Below are 16617 nucleotides of genomic sequence, written 5' to 3'. Positions count from 1 at the left end.
GCTGATGTGGACTCGCTTGTGGAATTGGTCACCGACATCAACGACGCGTACTGGTACGCAGTGATCGCGCTCCTGGTCGGACTGGGCCTGTACTTCACGGTGCGGTCCCGGTTCGTCCAGATCCGACTGCTGCCGGACATGCTCCGGTCGGTCACCGAACCCGCCGAGAGGTTGCCGGACGGACAGAAGGGGATCTCGGCGTTCCGCGCCTTCTCCATCTCGGCGGCGTCGCGGGTGGGCACCGGCAACATCGCCGGCGTCGCGATCGCGATCAGCGTCGGCGGTCCCGGCGCGGTGTTCTGGATGTGGGTGATGGCGCTCATCGGCGCGGCCACCGCGTTCGTCGAGTCGACGCTGGCACAGGTCTACAAGATCCGTGACAAGGACGGCGGCTTCCGCGGCGGTCCGGCCTACTACATGCTGCACGGACTCCGGCGCCGCTGGATGGGCGTGATCTTCGCCGTCATCATCACCGTCACCTACGGCTTCGTTTTCAATGCGGTGCAGACGAACTCGATCGTCGACGCGGTGTCCACCTCGGTCGGCGAGGAGTCCCGCGGACTGAGCGTCGTCGTCGGACTCGTCGTCGCCGGCCTGACCGCGGCCGTGATCTTCGGTGGCGTGCGTCGGATCTCGGCCGTGTCGCAGGTCGTCGTTCCGGTGGTTGCGGGCGCCTACCTAGTGCTCGCGCTGATCGTGGTGGCGCTCAACATCACCGAGGTTCCCGGCATGATCCGGCTCATCGTGGAGAACGCGTTCGGCATCCGCGAAGTGGTGAGCGGCGGCTTCGCGGCGGCGTTCATGCAGGGCATCCGGCGCGGCCTGTTCTCGAACGAGGCCGGTATGGGTTCGGCACCGAACGCCGGTGCGACGGCCGCTGTCTCGCATCCGGTCAAGCAGGGGCTGGTGCAGAGCCTCGGTGTCTACTTCGACACGCTGTTGGTCTGCAGCGCCACGGCCTTCATCATCCTGTTGTCGAATCCGGAGTACGGGACGAAGGCCGGCGCATCGCTCACTCAGAACGCGCTCAGTGCGCAGCTCGGCGGCTGGACCGTGCACTTCCTGACCTTCGCGATCTTCTTCCTCGCCTTCACCTCGGTGATCGGCAACTACTACTACGGCGAATCCAACATCGAGTTCCTGACGGGCAACCGTCGAGTGCTGCAGGGATTCCGGGCGCTCGTCGTGGTGTGTGTCTTCGCGGGAGCCGTCGGATCGCTGCCGCTGATCTGGGCGCTCGCCGACCTGGTGATGGGTGTCATGGCCACCGTGAACTTGGCGGCCCTGCTCCCGCTCTCGGGTGTCGCCTTCCTGCTATTCACCCATTACCGCCGCCAGCGGGCGGAGGGCAAGGACCCGACGTTCCACCGCGACGAGATCCCGGAGATCACGGGCATCCAGGTGTGGGACAAGGCTCCGGAGGATGGCAGGATCTCCACTCATGGCTGAACAGACTCCCGCACCCGCGACCACCGAACTCTGGGTCGAGCGCACCGGTACCCGTCTCTACACCGGACGCAGCTCGCGCGGCGCCGAGGTCCTGATCGGATCGGAGTCGGTGGAGGGCGTCTTCACCCCCGGTGAACTGCTCAAGATCGCCCTGGCCGCCTGCTCGGGGATGAGCTCGGACTTCCCGCTCTCGCGTCGCCTCGGTGACGACTACGACGCCACGATCCGCGTCTCGGGCGCGGCCGATCGCGAGAGCGAGGTGTACCCGCAGCTCGACGAGGTCCTCGAACTCGATCTCAGCGAACTCGATGCAGAGGCCCAGGAGCGCCTGGTCGCGCTCGTCGAGCGTTCGGTCGACAAGGTGTGCACCGTGGGTCGCACGCTCAAGGCCGGCACCAAGGTGACGCTGTCGATCAAGCGGGACTAGAGCACGCCTGGTCGACGCCTGCCGTCCTGGGTGACGGCAGGCCTCGACGGTACCTACGCCGCCCGGGGTCCGGCGCGATTGTGGGCGGGGATGGGTTTCTTGTAGGGATCCACGGTCGACGGTGGGGTGAACCTGGGGGTACCCCCTGCACGAAGTGCTTGGGGGAGGGTGGCGGTCGGCGCCGATTCTCACTTGCCAGTGGGAGTGGTGCAGCAGTCCGTGGTGGTAGCGGCAGAGTAGGACGAGGTTGTCGAGGTCGGTTGGTCCGCCGTCAGCCCAATGTGTGACGTGGTGGCCTTCGCAGTGGGCGGGCACTGCGCCGCAGCCGGGGAAGGCGCAGCCGTGATCGCGGGCGATGAGTGCCCGCCGTTGCTTCTTCGACACTGTTCTGCTGGTGCGGCCCAGATCGATCGGGACGCCGTCGCTCATGACGATCGGCGTGAGGTGGCAGTCGCAGGCCAATCTGCGGGCGGTCGCGACCGAGAGTGGTCCCATGTGGGGCATGCGGGCGATGTCTTTGTCGCCGAACAGATCCGGATCGCCGTGCGCATCCGTCCACTTGTGATCAGTGTCGGTGCGGGCGAGATCGGTGGCGTTCACGTGCAGGGACAGGTGGGGCCGTTCGCCGCCTTCGATGGGGGCGTCTCCGGAGTCGAGGTAGCGGCGCAGGATCTCGGTGAAGGCGTCGGCCCGCTGACGCGCCGGAGTGCGGGCGCCGGCGGGGTCGTCCATCGGGTTGCGCGGCTTGGCCAACGTCGACAGGGCGGTCAGGAGCATCTCGCCGGTGACGGCATCGAGATCACCCTTGACTGCAACTCGCCCGTTCAAGGTCTTCGAGGCGTGGAACTCGTTGCGTTCGGTGTCCTCGCTCGGCGGGAGTTCGTCGGATTCGAAGATCCGCTCGAGCCGGGAGATGCACGTGCGGACCGTCTCAGTGGTGGCGGTGGGTCCGGTGGCGCTGTCCAGCAACACCTTCCGGCAGGAATCCAACGCTTCGTTCGGCATGCCGCGCGGCGGGGCCTCGCAGAACTTCCCGATAAGGGCGGCGTGCTCGGCGGAGATAGTGCCGGCGTTGAAGGCGTCGGCGATCTCGGGTTGCCGGCCGAGCATGCGCCCCAAGGTCAGGATCCGTGTTGCGGTCGACACTTCCAGCAGCGTGTTGGCGGCCAGCCACTGCTTGACGCTGCGGAACCCGAGGGTGTCGAACGAGACTGCGCGCTCGTCGATTTCGGCAACGGCAGCCGCCCGCAGGGCGTCGAGTTGCTCCATTGCGTGGCAGATGTCGAGCACGGTCTGCAGCAGCGAGATTTCGGGCAGCGTGCCCATGTCCTCAGGCCGCGGCGCCGTGACCACGATGCACGAATTGTTGAGTCCCCCCGGATTCATGACTCGATCGTAGTTCGAACTGATGTTCGAGTCAATGAATTGCGTGCCCGCGGTTCCGACGTCTGCAACAATCGCCGCTCGGAATGAACGTAGACATGGGGGAGATCGTGCGGATTCAGCGAAGTGGACGGCTCGGAGTTCTGACGCTCGCAGCGGCGGCGGTAACTGCGCTCGTGACGGCCTCACCCGCGTCGGCGCAACTGTCGAGTGACGGGATAGTTTGCCCGCGATGGGATGCCGTGACGATCGCGTCGGGCTACGGAATGCTCGAGAACCTCGCGTTCGACGGTCGCGGTGCGATGCTGCTGTCGGATTCGTCGATGACGGCGCCCGGCGCTGTCCGCACGCTCGACGCGTCGGGTGCACGGGGAACCCTCGTCGACGGAGTGAACGGTCCGGGTGGGCTCGCCGTCGCGGGCGACGACGCGTACTTCACCACCGGCAACAGTGCGATTTCCGGGCTTTTGAACATCGCCGACGGCACCGTCGACGTGGTCAACCTCGCGAGCCGCGAGCGTCGAACCGTCGCCGGAGGCCTCGTGATGCCCAACGGGCTCGCCCGCCTCGGCAACGGCGACCTGCTGACCACCCACAATCTGGGAACGCCGGGCCTCACCCGGATCCCGGCCGATCGACCCGGCTCGCCCGAACGGGTGCGCTCCGACCTGGGCACCCTCGACGGCGTCGCGACCGACGGCGATCGCGTGTACCTGACCACCTCGTTCGACCCGGTCAGTGAACTGAAAATCCTCTCCGCATCGGATCTGCGCGGTCCCGTGCGGACGATCCCGCTGCCCGGCATCGGGCCGCTGAACGTCGCCGACGACCTCACCGTCGGCCCCGACGGCGCGGTCTACCTGGCGTACAACGTTGCAGGCAAGGTGCTGCGGGTGGACCCCGCCGCGGGCACGAGCTGTGAGATCGCGTCGGGGCTGATGCTCACGTCGGCGGTGAAGTTCGGGGCGGGACCGGGATGGGACAGCCGTGCCCTGTACGCGGTGGGCTTCGACGGCGCCGTCCGGAAGCTCACCCCGCCCGTCGGATAATGGCAGCCATGACTGCCGACACCGAACGCCTCACCGCCTGGGTTCACGGCTACGTCCAGGGCGTCGGTTTCCGATGGTGGACGCGGGCACGTGCGCTCGAGCTCGGGCTGGTCGGGCATGCCACCAACCACTCCGACGGTCGGGTGCTGGTGATCGCCGAGGGCACGCGGCCGGATCTCGAGCGGCTGCTCGCGCTACTGCGGTCGGGGCAGACACCCGGGAACGTGACGCTCGTTGTCGAGCACTTCGACGCGGCACGCGGAGGTCTTTCCGGGTTCGTCGAGCGCTGATCCGCCGGTAGAGTTCGCCGTCATGCACCTGAAGAGTCTGACGTTGAAGGGCTTCAAGTCCTTCGCGTCCGCGACGACTCTGAAGTTCGAGCCGGGCATCACGTGCGTCGTGGGTCCCAACGGGTCGGGCAAGTCGAACGTCGTCGACGCCCTTACCTGGGTGATGGGGGAGCAGGGCGCCAAGGCGCTGCGCGGCGGCAAGATGCAGGACGTCATCTTCGCCGGCACCGCTGGGCGGGCTCCGCTCGGCCGTGCCGAGGTGACCCTCACGATCGACAACTCCGACGGCGCCTTGCCGATCGAGTACTCCGAGGTGTCGATCACGCGGCGCATGTTCCGCGACGGCGCGGGCGAGTACGAGATCAACGGCAACTCGTGCCGTCTGATGGACGTGCAGGAACTGCTCAGCGACTCCGGCATCGGCCGTGAGATGCACGTCATCGTCGGGCAGGGGCGTCTGTCCGCGATCCTCGAATCTCGTCCGGAGGACCGGCGCGCTTTCATCGAGGAGGCCGCGGGCGTCCTCAAGCACCGCAAGCGCAAGGAAAAGGCGGTCCGCAAGCTCGACTCGATGCAGGCGAACCTCGCGCGCCTCACCGACCTGACCGCCGAGCTGCGGCGTCAGCTCAAGCCGCTCGGTCGCCAGGCGGAGGTCGCTCGACGTGCGCAGTCCGTGCAGGCCGACCTGCGGGATGCGCGGCTGCGCCTGGCTGCGGACGACCTCGTCACCCGCCGCGCCGAACTCGCGAACCAGACGCACGACGAGAAGCTCGCCCGCGAGCAGCAGGAGACGGTGCAGGCGGCGCTCGGGGCGGCGACCGCCGAACTCGGCGGCCACGAGCAGGCGCTGGCCCGCCTGACGCCGCAGGCAGAGGCGGCGAGCCAGACGTGGTTCCAGCTGTCGGCGCTGGCCGAACGGGTGAGCGCGACCATCCGGATCGCGCAGGAACGCGCGCGGCATCTCGACAGCGAGCCGGAGACCGGTCGAGGTCAGGATCCCGACGAGATGGAGGCCCGCGCCGAGCGGATCGCGGCGGAGGAAACCGAACTGGTCGCCGCCGTCGAGATCGCGCGGGCGACGCTCGACGCGGCGCGCGAACAGCTCGCCGAGCGCGAGGAGGCGGCCGCGGACGCCGAGCGTGCCCACTTCGCCGCGGTGCGGGCCATCGCGGACCGCCGCGAAGGCCTGGCCCGGCTGTCCGGGCAGGTGGACACGCTGCGGACGCGCGCCGAATCCGTGGACGCCGAGGTGTCCCGGCTCGACGTCGCGATCGCCGAGGCGCGCGAACGCGGAGACGTCGCCCAGCGCGAGTTCGACACCGTGGAGGCGACCGTCGACGACCTCGACGCCGGCGAACTCGGGCTCGACGGCCACCACGAGCGCGCGGTCGAGGCCCTCGACCTGATCACCGCGCGGGTCACCGAACTGCAGGCCGCCGAGCGTGACGCCGGCCAGGAGGTGGCGTCGCTGAAGGCCCGCATCGACGCGCTGTCGATGGGTCTCGAACGCAAGGACGGCGGCGCCTGGCTGCTCGAGCACCACACCGATCGCGGGCTCACCGGCCCCGTCGCCGAACTGCTCCGCGTCGACGCCGGCTACGAGGCCGCGGTCGCCGCGGTGATGGGCGCGGCGGCCGACGCGATCGCCGCCGAATCCGCCGCGGCGGCGTCGGCCGCGGTGCTCGCATTGCGGGCCGCCGACGGTGGCCGGGCCGCGATCCTCTTCACCGCCGAGCGCTCCGACCATGCGCAGCGCCCCGACCTTCCCGCATCGGCGAAGTGGATCGCAGACTCCGTGCACTGCCCCGAATCCGTGCGCGCGGCGGTCGACGCCCTGCTCGACCGCGTCGCCGTCGTCGATTCGCTCGACGCCGCAACCGAACTCGTGCGCGACCGGCCGTCGGTGCGGGCCGTGACCCGTGACGGCGACCTGGTCGGGGCAGGCTGGATCACCGGCGGATCCGACCGCCGGCCGAGCACCCTCGAGGTCCAGGCTGCGATCGACGCGTCGACGACGGCACTCGAGGCCGCCGAGCGACGCTCCGAGGAACTGGCCGCGGCCCTGGCCGGCGCGGTCGCCGAGCAGGCCGACCGCTCCGAGGTTGCGGAGCAGGCACTGGCCGCCCTGCACGAGTCCGACGCGAACATGTCCGCGGTCTACGAACAGTTGGGTCGTCTGGGCCAGGTGGTCCGAGCAGCCCATGCCGAATCGGAGCGGTTGCTCACGCAGCGGGCGAAGGCGGAGAGCGGCCGGGAGGAGACGCGCGCGTCGCTCGCCGAACTCGAGGAGCGCCTGCGGCACGCCGAGGACGAACAGTCCGGCGCCGCCGCAGACTCGGGCAGCACCGCGCCGACCGATTTCGAGCGGGAGGCCGCGGCGGCCGCGCTCACCGAGGTCCGCGCCGTGGAGGTCGAGGCCCGGCTCGCGGTCCGCACCGCCGAGGAGCGCGCCGAATCCGTTCGCGGCAAGGCGGATTCGCTGCGGCGAGCGGCCCAGGCCGAACGCGAGGCCCGCGCGCGGGCCGAACGCGCGCGGCTGGCCCGTCGAACGGCCGCCGAGGTGGCGGCCGCCGTGGCCGAGTCCGGACAGAAGGTGGCCGATCGCCTCGCGCGGGTCGTGGCGGAGGCCGTGGCGCACCGCGACGAGCTGACCCGCCTGCGCGGCGCGCACACCGAACAGGTCGAGGCCGTCAAGGAACGGGTCCGGCAGCTCACCGCCCAGATGGCGGCGCTGACCGACGCCGTCCACCGGGACGAGGTGGCGCGGGCACAGGCCGCCCTGAGGATCGAACAGCTCGAGGAGACCATTCTCGAGCAGTACGCGGTCAACCTCGACGACCTGATCGCCGAGTACGGCCCCGACGTCGCGCTGCCGCCGTCGGAGCTGGAGATCGCCGAGTACGAGGAGGCCCGCGAGCGCGGTGAGCAGGTCACCCGGCCCGCGCCCGTGCCGTACGACCGCGCCACCCAGGAGCGTCGGGCGAAGCGCGCCGAGAAGGACCTGGCGACGCTCGGCAAGGTCAACCCGCTCGCGCTCGAAGAGTTCGCGGCGCTGGAGGAGCGCTACACCTTCCTGTCCACGCAGCTCGAGGACGTCAAGAACGCGCGCAAGGACCTGCTCGGGGTGGTCGCCGACGTCGACGCCCGCATCCTGCAGATGTTCACCGAGGCCTACGCCGACGTCGAGCGCGAGTTCGTCGAGGTGTTCGCGAAGCTGTTCCCCGGCGGTGAGGGCCGACTGGTGCTCACCGACCCGTCGGACATGCTCACCACCGGCATCGAGGTGGAGGCCCGCCCGCCCGGCAAGAAGGTCAAGCGGCTGTCGCTGCTGTCCGGCGGTGAGAAGTCGCTTACCGCGGTCGCAATGCTCGTCGCGATCTTCCGGGCCCGGCCGTCGCCGTTCTACGTCATGGACGAGGTCGAGGCCGCGCTCGACGACACCAACCTGCGTCGCCTGATCGGGTTGTTCGAGCAGTTGCGGGAGAAGTCGCAGCTGATCGTGATCACCCATCAGAAGCCGACGATGGAGGTCGCCGACGCGCTCTACGGCGTCAGCATGCGCGGCGACGGCATCACCACCGTCATCTCGCAGCGTCTGCGCGGTCAGGACCTGGTCGCCGGCTGAACCCGGCACCGTCACACGTGCGTGCACCCCGCACGACCCCACCCGAACTACATGGGAGAACCGATGAACGCCCACAACTTCCCCGTCCAGACTGCCGATGGGGCCACCGAGGATCTGAGCGCCCACAAGGGCAAGCTGCTGCTGATCGTCAACGTGGCGAGCAAGTGCGGACTCACGCCGCAGTACGAGGGCCTCGAGGCGCTGCACCGCGCCAACCAGGACAAGGGTCTGCAGATCGTCGGCTTCCCGTGCAACCAGTTCGGTGAGCAGGAGCCGGGCGACGACGCCGAGATCCAGCAGTTCTGCAGCGTCAACTACAACGTGACCTTCCCGGTGTACGCCAAGCTCGAGGTCAACGGCGAGGGCGCGCACCCGCTGTACCAGTACCTGCGTGCGCAGGCCCCCGGCGACTTCGGCCCCGACCACGGCTTCCTCTTCGAGCACGTCAGCAAGACGCGCCCCGAGGCGATCGGCACCGACGAGGTGAAGTGGAACTTCACCAAATTCCTCGTCGACCGGGACGGCGAGGTGGTTCGCCGCTTCGAGCCGACCGTCAGCCCCGAGCAGATCGCCGAGGAGATCGCCGAACTGCTCTGACGGCTTCGACGTGGCACCCGAGGACGCGCGGTTCTCGGGTGCCACGCGGCGTCTTGCCGCAGCCTGACAGGATGGCGGTGTGACTACCGGAGCCTGGATAGCAATAGCGGCCGTACTGGCCGTCCTCGTCGTGGCGCTCGTCGTCGGCCTGACCATGGCTCGGCGCCGCCGCATCAGCCTCACCGCGGCGCCCGAGAAGCCCGAGCTGACGGAGCAGCCGAAGGACCGTTCGGGCGGATATCAAGCCGGTGGCGGCTTCAACTTCAGCCAGGGGCCGTCGGCCACCGCACCGCCCAAGGTGCCGCCGGCCGCGCCCAAACCTCCCGCGCCCAAGCCTCCGGTCGCTCCGCCGGTGCCTCCGGTCGCGCCGCCCGTCCCGCCCGCCGCGCCCGCACCCGAGGCGAAGCCCACCGTTGCCCCCGAGCCGGTCGTCGAGCCCGAGCCGGTTGTCGAGCCCGAGCCTCCTGTTGCTCCCGAGCCCATCGCTCCGCCGGAGCCGGTCGTCGAACCTGCGCCGGAGCCCGTGGTCGAAGAGCCGGCGCCTGCAGCCGAGCCCGTGGTCGAGCCCGAGCCGGTTGTCGAGCCGCAGCCCGTGGTCGAGCCCGAGCCTGTCGTCGAAGAGCCGGCGCCCGTGGTCGAGCCCGAGGCCGCTCCCGCTCCCGCGATCGAGGAGATCGCACCCACCGAGGGCCGGCTGGATCGCCTCCGCGGACGGCTGTCGCGGTCGCAGAACGCCGTCGGCAAGAGCCTGCTCGGTCTGCTCGGTGGCGGCGATCTCGACGAGGATTCGTGGGAGGAGGTCGAGGACACGCTGCTGATCGCCGACCTCGGCACCGCCACCACGATGAAGGTCGTCGAGCGGCTGCGTGAGGAGATGGCGTCGCGGGGTGTGCGCACCGAGGCCGACGCGCGAGCGCTCCTGCGTGAGGTCCTCATCGACGAGCTGCGTCCCGAGATGGACCGCTCGATCCGCGCTCTGCCGCACGGCGATCATCCCGCCGTGCTGCTGGTCGTCGGCGTCAACGGCACCGGCAAGACCACCACGACCGGCAAGCTTGCCCGCGTCCTCGTCGCCGACGGCCGGCGCGTCCTGCTCGGCGCCGCCGACACGTTCCGCGCCGCCGCCGCCGACCAGCTGCAGACGTGGGCCGAGCGGGTGGGCGCCGAGGTGGTGCGCGGACCCGAGGGCGGCGATCCGGCCGCGATCGCGTTCGACTCGGTCGCCAAGGGCATCGAGGACGGTGTCGACGTCGTCGTCATCGACACCGCCGGCCGTCTGCACACCAAGACCGGCCTCATGGACGAGCTCGGCAAGGTCAAGCGCGTCGTCGAGAAGAAGGCCGCCGTCGACGACGTGCTGCTGGTCCTCGACGCCACCGTCGGACAGAACGGTCTGATGCAGGCCCGCGTGTTCGCGGAGGTCGTCGATATCACCGGTGTCGTGCTCACCAAGCTCGACGGCACGGCGAAGGGCGGAATCGTCTTCCAGGTCCAGCACGAGCTGGGCGTCCCGGTGAAGCTCGTCGGCCTCGGTGAGGGCGCCGACGATCTCGCCCCGTTCGAGCCCGAGGCGTTCGTCGACGCGTTGCTCGGCTGAGAAATCTCGCTCCACGCGCCGCTGCCCGGCCCTGATCTCAGGGGCCGGGCAGCGGCGTTTTGTGGCCTTCGTGGCGGTTCGCGGAGTTCGGATTGCGGTCGTACGCAACCGCGAAACCCGACTGCAACACAACCGGTCGATCCGTTCACCTATCCGAAACGCAGTACAACCACGGTTGAAACACCAGGTGAGCAGTCTTGCTGATCAGAACGACAAGACTGACGAGGAGGCTCACCGTGGACTTTCCCACTCTCGGAGCCCCGGACACCGGGGACACCGCGTGGATGCTCATGAGCGCCGCGCTGGTGCTCCTGATGACACCGGGCGTCGCGTTCTTCTACGGCGGCATGGTCCGTGCGAAGAGCGTGCTGAACATGATCATGATGAGCGTCGGCGCGATGGGCGTCGTCGGCGTGCTGTGGGTGCTGTTCGGCTATTCCATCGCCTTCGGCGACGACAAGGGTGGACTCATCGGGGATCCGACCGAGTTCTTCGGGCTCAAGGGGCTGTTCGGTGGTGACTACCTCGGCGACGCGGAGGCCGGCGCCGCCGCGTCGATCCCGCTGGTCGGCACCATCCCGGCGCTCGTGTTCGTCGCCTTCCAGGCGATGTTCGCGATCATCACCGTCGCCCTGATCTCGGGCGCGGTCGCCGACCGCATGAAGTTCGGTGCCTGGCTGCTGTTCGCCGGCCTGTGGGCGACGGTCGTCTACTTCCCGGTCGCGCACTGGGTGTTCTCGTTCGACGGGGTCACCGCGGAGACGGGCGGCTGGATCGCCAACAAGCTCGGCGCGATCGACTTCGCCGGCGGCACGGCGGTCCACATCAACGCCGGTGTCGCGGGCCTGGTCCTCGCGATCATGCTCGGCAAGCGTCGCGGCTGGCCCAAGACGCCGTTCCGTCCGCACAACCTGCCGTTCGTGATGCTCGGAGCCGCGCTGCTGTGGTTCGGCTGGTTCGGCTTCAACGCCGGTTCGGCGGTCGGCTCCAACGGAATCGCCGCTGCCGCGTTCGTCACCACCATCGTCGCGACCTGCGCCGCGATGCTCGCCTGGCTGCTGGTGGAGAAGATCCGTGACGGCCACGCCACCACCCTCGGTGGCGCGTCGGGCATCGTCGCCGGTCTGGTCGCCATCACCCCGGCCTGCTCGTCCGTCGACGTCGTCGGCGCGATCGTCATCGGTGTCGTCGCCGGCGCCCTGTGCGCCCTGGCCGTCGGCCTGAAGTACCGCTTCGGCTACGACGATTCGCTCGACGTGGTGGGCGTCCACCTCGTCGGCGGTCTGATCGGAACCCTGCTGGTCGGCCTGGTCGCCACCGAGGCCGCACCGGCCGGTGTGAACGGCCTGTTCTACGGCGGCGGACTCGACCAGCTGTGGCGTCAGGCGGTCGGCGCGGGCGCCGTGCTCGTGTACTCCTGCATCGCAACGGCCGTCATCGCGCTTATCGTGAAGGTCACGATCGGACTGCGAGTCAGCGCCGAGGCCGAGGCTCGGGGCGTGGACGAGGCCGAACACGCCGAGAGCGCCTACGACTTCGTCGCACTTGCAGGTAGTCCGGTCCCGGGGCGCGTTCCCGCGCCCGCAACTGTTGCCGCCAGGGAGGCATGAGGCTATGAAGCTGATCACCGCAATCGTCAAGCCGTTCACGCTCGAGGACGTCAAGACCGGGCTCGAGCAGGCCGGTGTTCTCGGTATGACGGTCAGCGAGGTCCAGGGGTACGGGCGGCAGAAGGGCCACACCGAGGTCTACCGCGGAGCCGAGTACTCGGTCGACTTCGTACCCAAGGTTCGCGTCGAGGTCGTCGTCGAGGATTCGGTCGTCGACAAGGTCGTCGAGGTAATCGTCGAGGCCGCCCGCACCGGCAAGATCGGTGACGGAAAGGTCTGGGTCACACCGGTCGAGTCGGTCGTCCGGGTCCGCACCGGCGAACGGGGCGGGGATGCGATCTGACCCTCAGGGGTCCGGATTCGACGGCCCTGATCCTGTCGCCCTCACGGCGGCGGGGTCGGGGCCGTCCGGGTCTCACGGACCCGACGACAACCATCCCGAGGACGCCCGGGACCTCGCCCGGGCGCGCGAACAGTTGCTGGCCGGTGGTACCCGTAACCACCGCCTCGACGCGCCGTCGCTGCGACACGCCCTGGTCGATCTGCACGAGTTCTGGCTCACCACAAAGGGAAACGAGCTGGGCATCCGGCCCGATTCGGGCTTCGCGATCGTGGCGGTCGGGGGCCTGGGCCGCCGGGAGATGATGCCGTACTCGGACCTGGACCTGATCCTGCTGCACGACGACGTCGACCCCGCGCTGGTCGCGAAGGTCGCCGACCAGTTGTGGTATCCGCTGTGGGACGCGCACATCAAGCTCGACCACAGTGTGCGGACGGTGCCACAGGCGCTCCAGGTCGCGGCGACGGACCTCACCGCCACCCTCGGCATGCTCGAGGCCCGGCACATCGTGGGCGACGTCGAGCTGAGCCACCTGCTCATCGGCGGCGTGCGTCGGCAGTGGCGCACCGGGATCCGTTCGCGCTTCGACGAACTGGTGGAGCAGGCTCAGTCGCGCTGGGCCCGCAGCGGCCAGATCGCGCACCGCGCCGAGCCCGACATCAAGAACGGGCGCGGCGGCCTGCGGGACGTCCAGCTCCTCAACGCGCTGTCCATCGCGCAGCTCACCGACGGGATGCCCGGGCTGGGACCGGACACTCCCGGTGGCGGTCTCGCGCTGGCCCATCGGCGCCTGCTCGATGTCCGCACGGAACTGCACCGGGTGGCCGGGCGCTCGCGCGATCAGCTGCGGGCCCAGGACGCCGACGAGATCGGCGCGGCCCTGCGCATCGGGGACCGGTTCGACCTCGCACGCACGCTCAGTGACTGCGCCCGCACGATCGGCTACTCGGTGGACGTGGGGCTGCGCACGGCCGGCAACTCGCTGCCACGGAAGGGGCTGTCGAAGCTGCGTCGGGTGCCGTTGCGCCGCCCGATCGACGAGGGCGTCGTCGAACAGTCGGGTGAACTGGTGCTCGCGCGCGACGCCCGGCCCAAGCGCGATCCCGGCCTGGTGGTGCGGGTCGCGGCGGCGTCGGCGTCGACCGGGCTGCCGATCTCGGCGTCCACGCTGGGCCGGTTGTCCGACAGCGCGCCCGAACTGCGCGAGCCGTGGCCCAAGGGTGCACTCGGCGACCTGCTGGTGCTGTTGGGTTCCGGACATCGGGCGATCCCCACGATCGAGGCGCTCGACCGCACGGGGCTGTGGGGCCGGCTGCTTCCCGAGTGGGGAGCGGTGCGCGACCTGCCACCGCGTGACGCCGTGCATACCTGGACCGTCGACCGGCATCTCGTCGAGACCGTCGCGCAGGCGGGCGCGCTCACGACGCGGGTCTCGCGGCCCGACCTACTGGTCCTGGGTGCGCTGCTGCACGACATCGGCAAGGGCCGCGGCGGCGACCACAGCGTCGTCGGTGCCGAACTGGCCGCGCAGATCGGGGCGCGGCTCGGGCTGTGGCCGTCGGACATCGCCCTGTTGACCGGGATGGTGCGCCACCACCTGCTGCTGGCGCAGACGGCCACCCGACGCGACCTCGACGACCCGGCGACGGTGCAGATGGTCGTGGACAAGCTCGACGGCGATCCGGTGCTGTTGGAACTGCTGAGCGCGCTCGCCGAGGCGGATTCACTCGCCACCGGCCCGGGCGTGTGGGGCGACTGGAAGTCGTCGCTCATCGGTGAACTGGTGCGCCGCTGCCGGCTCGCGATGGCGGGCGATCAGCTGCCGGTGCCCGACCCGATCGATCCGGCGCTCGTCGACGTGGCGACGCAGGGCGGTGTGCATGTCGCGCTCGATCCGGGAACGGCCGCACACACCTATGTCGTGACGATCGTCGCGCCGGACACTCCCGGGCTGCTCTCGCACGAGGCGGGGGTACTCGCGCTCAGCTCGCTGAGGGTGCTGTCGGCGTCGCTCGGCAGCCACGGGGACGCGGCGATCAACTCGTTCGTCGTCGCCCCGAGATTCGGCGCTCCACCGCAGGCCGGGCTGCTGCGTCAGGAGCTCATCCGGGCGATGGCGGGCGAAATCGACGTCCTCGAGCAGCTCGACACCAAGGAACGGGAGGCGCGCGAGAACCAGGTCCTCGAGGACCGGACGGCTGCCGCCGTGCCGGTGCAGTACGCGCTGGCTCCGCCGCGGGTGATCTGGTTCGACGTGGTGGGCGGGGAGGACGCCCAGGGCGACGCGATCGTCGAACTGCGGGCGGAGGACCGGCTCGGCATGCTCAGCCGCCTGGCCAGGGTGCTGGAACGCAACGGGGCCGACGTGCGCTGGGCGCGGGTGAGCACGCTCGGATCGTCCGTGGTCGACGCGTTCTGCATCAGCATGGAGGGCGGCGGCACGCGGGCCGGGCGGGAGCAGCTCGAGAACGCGATCCTGTCGGTCGTGCCGGCGCCGGAGCCGAAGAAGGAGGAGACTGCGGCGGAGTGAGCTGTGCCGTCCGGCCGCCGGCCGCGCCCCGCCGGGGTTGCCGCACGGATGTGGCCGCTCGAACGGTTACCCTGGTTCCGAGAATTATTCACGGCCTGCGGCCGGACCAGCACAGAGCTCAGGAGCGCATTCGGTGTTCGAATCCCTTTCCGACCGGTTGACCGGAGCCCTCAAGGATCTGCGTGGCAAGGGTCGACTCTCCGGAGCCGACATCGACGCCACGTGCCGCGAGATTCGTCTCGCGCTCCTCGAGGCCGATGTCGCGCTCCCCGTCGTCCGCACCTTCATCGCCAAGATCAAGGAGCGTGCGAAGGGCGCCGAGGTCTCGGCCGCGCTCAACCCGGCGCAGCAGGTCGTCAAGATCGTCAACGAGGAACTCGTCGGCATCCTCGGTGGTGAGACGCGTCGCCTGCAGTTCGCGAAGACGCCGCCGACCGTGATCATGCTGGCCGGTCTGCAGGGTTCGGGTAAGACCACCCTCGCCGGCAAGCTGGCCAAGTGGCTCAAGGATCAGGGACACACCCCGCTGCTCGTCGCGTGTGACCTCCAGCGTCCGGGTGCTGTCACCCAGCTGCAGGTCGTCGGTGAGCGCGCGGGCGCGGCGGTGTTCGCGCCGCACCCCGGCACCTCCATCGGCGGCGGCGAGAACCCGCTCGGCATCTCGGCCGCCGACCCCGTCGAGGTCGCGCGTGCAGGTGTCGAAGAGGCCCGCAACAAGCAGTACGACGTCGTGATCGTCGACACCGCCGGCCGCCTCGGCATCGACGAGGAGCTGATGGCGCAGGCCGCGGGCATCCGCGATGCCGTCCAGCCCGACGAGACGATCTTCGTGCTCGACGCCATGATCGGCCAGGACGCGGTCCACACCGCGGAGGCGTTCAAGTCGGGTGTCGGGTTCACCGGTGTCGTGCTCACCAAGCTCGACGGCGACGCCCGCGGTGGTGCGGCGCTGAGCGTCCGTGAGGTCACCGGCGAGCCGATCCTGTTCGCGTCGACCGGCGAGAAGCTCGAGGACTTCGACGTCTTCCACCCGGACCGCATGGCGAGCCGCATCCTCGGCATGGGCGACGTGCTCACGCTGATCGAGCAGGCCGAGCAGGTGTTCGACGCGCAGCAGGCCGAGGCCACCGCCGCGAAGATCGGCTCGGGCGAGCTGACCCTCGAGGACTTCCTCGAGCAGATGATGGCCGTCCGCAAGATGGGTCCGATCGGCAACCTGCTCGGCATGCTGCCGGGCGCCGGTCAGATGAAGGACGCGCTCGCCAACGTCGACGAGAAGCAGCTCGACCGCATCCAGGCGATCATCCGCGGCATGACGCCGGCGGAGCGCGACAACCCGAAGATCATCAACGCGTCGCGCCGCCTGCGCATCGCGAACGGTTCGGGTGTCAAGGTCTCCGACGTCAACCAGCTCGTCGACCGCTTCTTCGAGGCCCGCAAGATGATGGCCGCGATGGCCGGACGCATGGGCATGCCCGGCGCCCGCAAGCAGATCCGCGGCAAGAAGGGCAAGAAGGGCAAGAAGGGCGGCAAGGGCCCGACGCAGCCGAAGATCAAGGGCGGTTTCCCCGGGATGCCGGGCGGATTCCCGGGCATGCCGGGCGGCATGCCTGCCGGCTTCCCGGACCTGTCGAGCATGCCCAAGGGTCTCGACCAGCTGCCCCCGGGACTCGAGGGCATCGACCTGTCGCAGCTCAAGCTCCCCAAGAAGTAGGTCTGC

The 16617-nt window shown here is 69.7% G+C and carries 11 protein-coding genes and 1 pseudogene; 11 read left to right on the top strand and 1 reads right to left on the bottom strand.

Annotated features, from left to right (window positions below; translation table 11 throughout):
• Positions 1 to 6: 6 nt before the first annotated feature.
• Together LCL87_RS17440 and LCL87_RS17435 are read left to right on the top strand one after the other, a co-directional pair.
• Entirely contained in the window at positions 7 to 1449 is a 1443-nt protein-coding gene (locus LCL87_RS17440; protein ID WP_225021855.1) for an alanine/glycine:cation symporter family protein, read from the top strand.
• Positions 1442 to 1876: an OsmC family protein gene (locus LCL87_RS17435; protein ID WP_225021853.1), complete on the top strand. Its 435-nt coding sequence runs from the start codon at positions 1442 to 1444 to the stop codon at positions 1874 to 1876. The genes LCL87_RS17440 and LCL87_RS17435 overlap by 8 nt, the downstream gene beginning before the upstream one ends.
• 53 nt (positions 1877 to 1929) lie before the next feature.
• On the opposite strand, the pseudogene LCL87_RS17430 reads toward LCL87_RS17435, so the two are convergent.
• Positions 1930 to 3262: pseudogene (locus LCL87_RS17430) on the bottom strand (HNH endonuclease signature motif containing protein).
• Positions 3263 to 3501: 239 nt separating this feature from the next.
• On the opposite strand from LCL87_RS17430, the gene LCL87_RS17425 reads away from it, so the two are divergent.
• The 9 genes from LCL87_RS17425 (at position 3502) to ffh (ending at position 16611) form a co-directional block, all read left to right on the top strand.
• Positions 3502 to 4308, top strand: a complete 807-nt coding sequence (locus LCL87_RS17425) for an NHL repeat-containing protein (protein ID WP_225021851.1) — start codon at positions 3502 to 3504, stop codon at positions 4306 to 4308.
• Positions 4309 to 4316: 8 nt separating this feature from the next.
• The gene (locus tag LCL87_RS17420; protein WP_225021843.1) at positions 4317 to 4598 is read left to right on the top strand and encodes an acylphosphatase; all 282 of its coding nucleotides are present in this window, start codon (positions 4317 to 4319) and stop codon (positions 4596 to 4598) included.
• Positions 4599 to 4620: 22 nt separating this feature from the next.
• Entirely contained in the window at positions 4621 to 8223 is a 3603-nt protein-coding gene (smc, locus tag LCL87_RS17415; RefSeq protein ID WP_225021841.1) for a chromosome segregation protein SMC, read from the top strand.
• A gap of 63 nt (positions 8224 to 8286) precedes the next feature.
• Positions 8287 to 8820 carry a glutathione peroxidase gene (locus tag LCL87_RS17410; protein WP_225021839.1) on the top strand — a complete coding sequence of 178 codons (534 nt, stop codon included), beginning with the start codon at positions 8287 to 8289 and terminating at the stop codon, positions 8818 to 8820.
• Between the two features lie 79 nt (positions 8821 to 8899).
• Positions 8900 to 10417: a signal recognition particle-docking protein FtsY gene (gene ftsY, locus LCL87_RS17405; protein ID WP_225021837.1), complete on the top strand. Its 1518-nt coding sequence runs from the start codon at positions 8900 to 8902 to the stop codon at positions 10415 to 10417.
• Positions 10418 to 10701: 284 nt separating this feature from the next.
• Positions 10702 to 12027, top strand: coding sequence for an ammonium transporter (locus tag LCL87_RS17400; RefSeq protein ID WP_237692384.1), 1326 nt, complete (start codon positions 10702 to 10704; stop codon positions 12025 to 12027).
• A gap of 4 nt (positions 12028 to 12031) precedes the next feature.
• On the top strand, positions 12032 to 12370 hold the full coding sequence (locus LCL87_RS17395) for a P-II family nitrogen regulator (protein ID WP_005512103.1): 339 nt from the start codon (positions 12032 to 12034) through the stop codon (positions 12368 to 12370).
• Positions 12360 to 14897 (top strand): [protein-PII] uridylyltransferase, encoded by a 2538-nt coding sequence (locus LCL87_RS17390; protein WP_225021833.1) that lies wholly within the window; start codon positions 12360 to 12362, stop codon positions 14895 to 14897. The genes LCL87_RS17395 and LCL87_RS17390 overlap by 11 nt, the downstream gene beginning before the upstream one ends.
• A gap of 133 nt (positions 14898 to 15030) precedes the next feature.
• The gene (gene ffh, locus LCL87_RS17385) at positions 15031 to 16611 is read left to right on the top strand and encodes a signal recognition particle protein (RefSeq protein ID WP_225021831.1); all 1581 of its coding nucleotides are present in this window, start codon (positions 15031 to 15033) and stop codon (positions 16609 to 16611) included.
• Positions 16612 to 16617 lie beyond the last annotated feature (6 nt).

The sequence above is a fragment of the Prescottella equi genome, assembly GCF_020171745.1.
GTDB classification, from domain to species: Bacteria; Actinomycetota; Actinomycetes; order Mycobacteriales; family Mycobacteriaceae; genus Prescottella; species Prescottella equi_A.
This window is presented reverse-complemented; position numbering and strand designations above follow the sequence as displayed.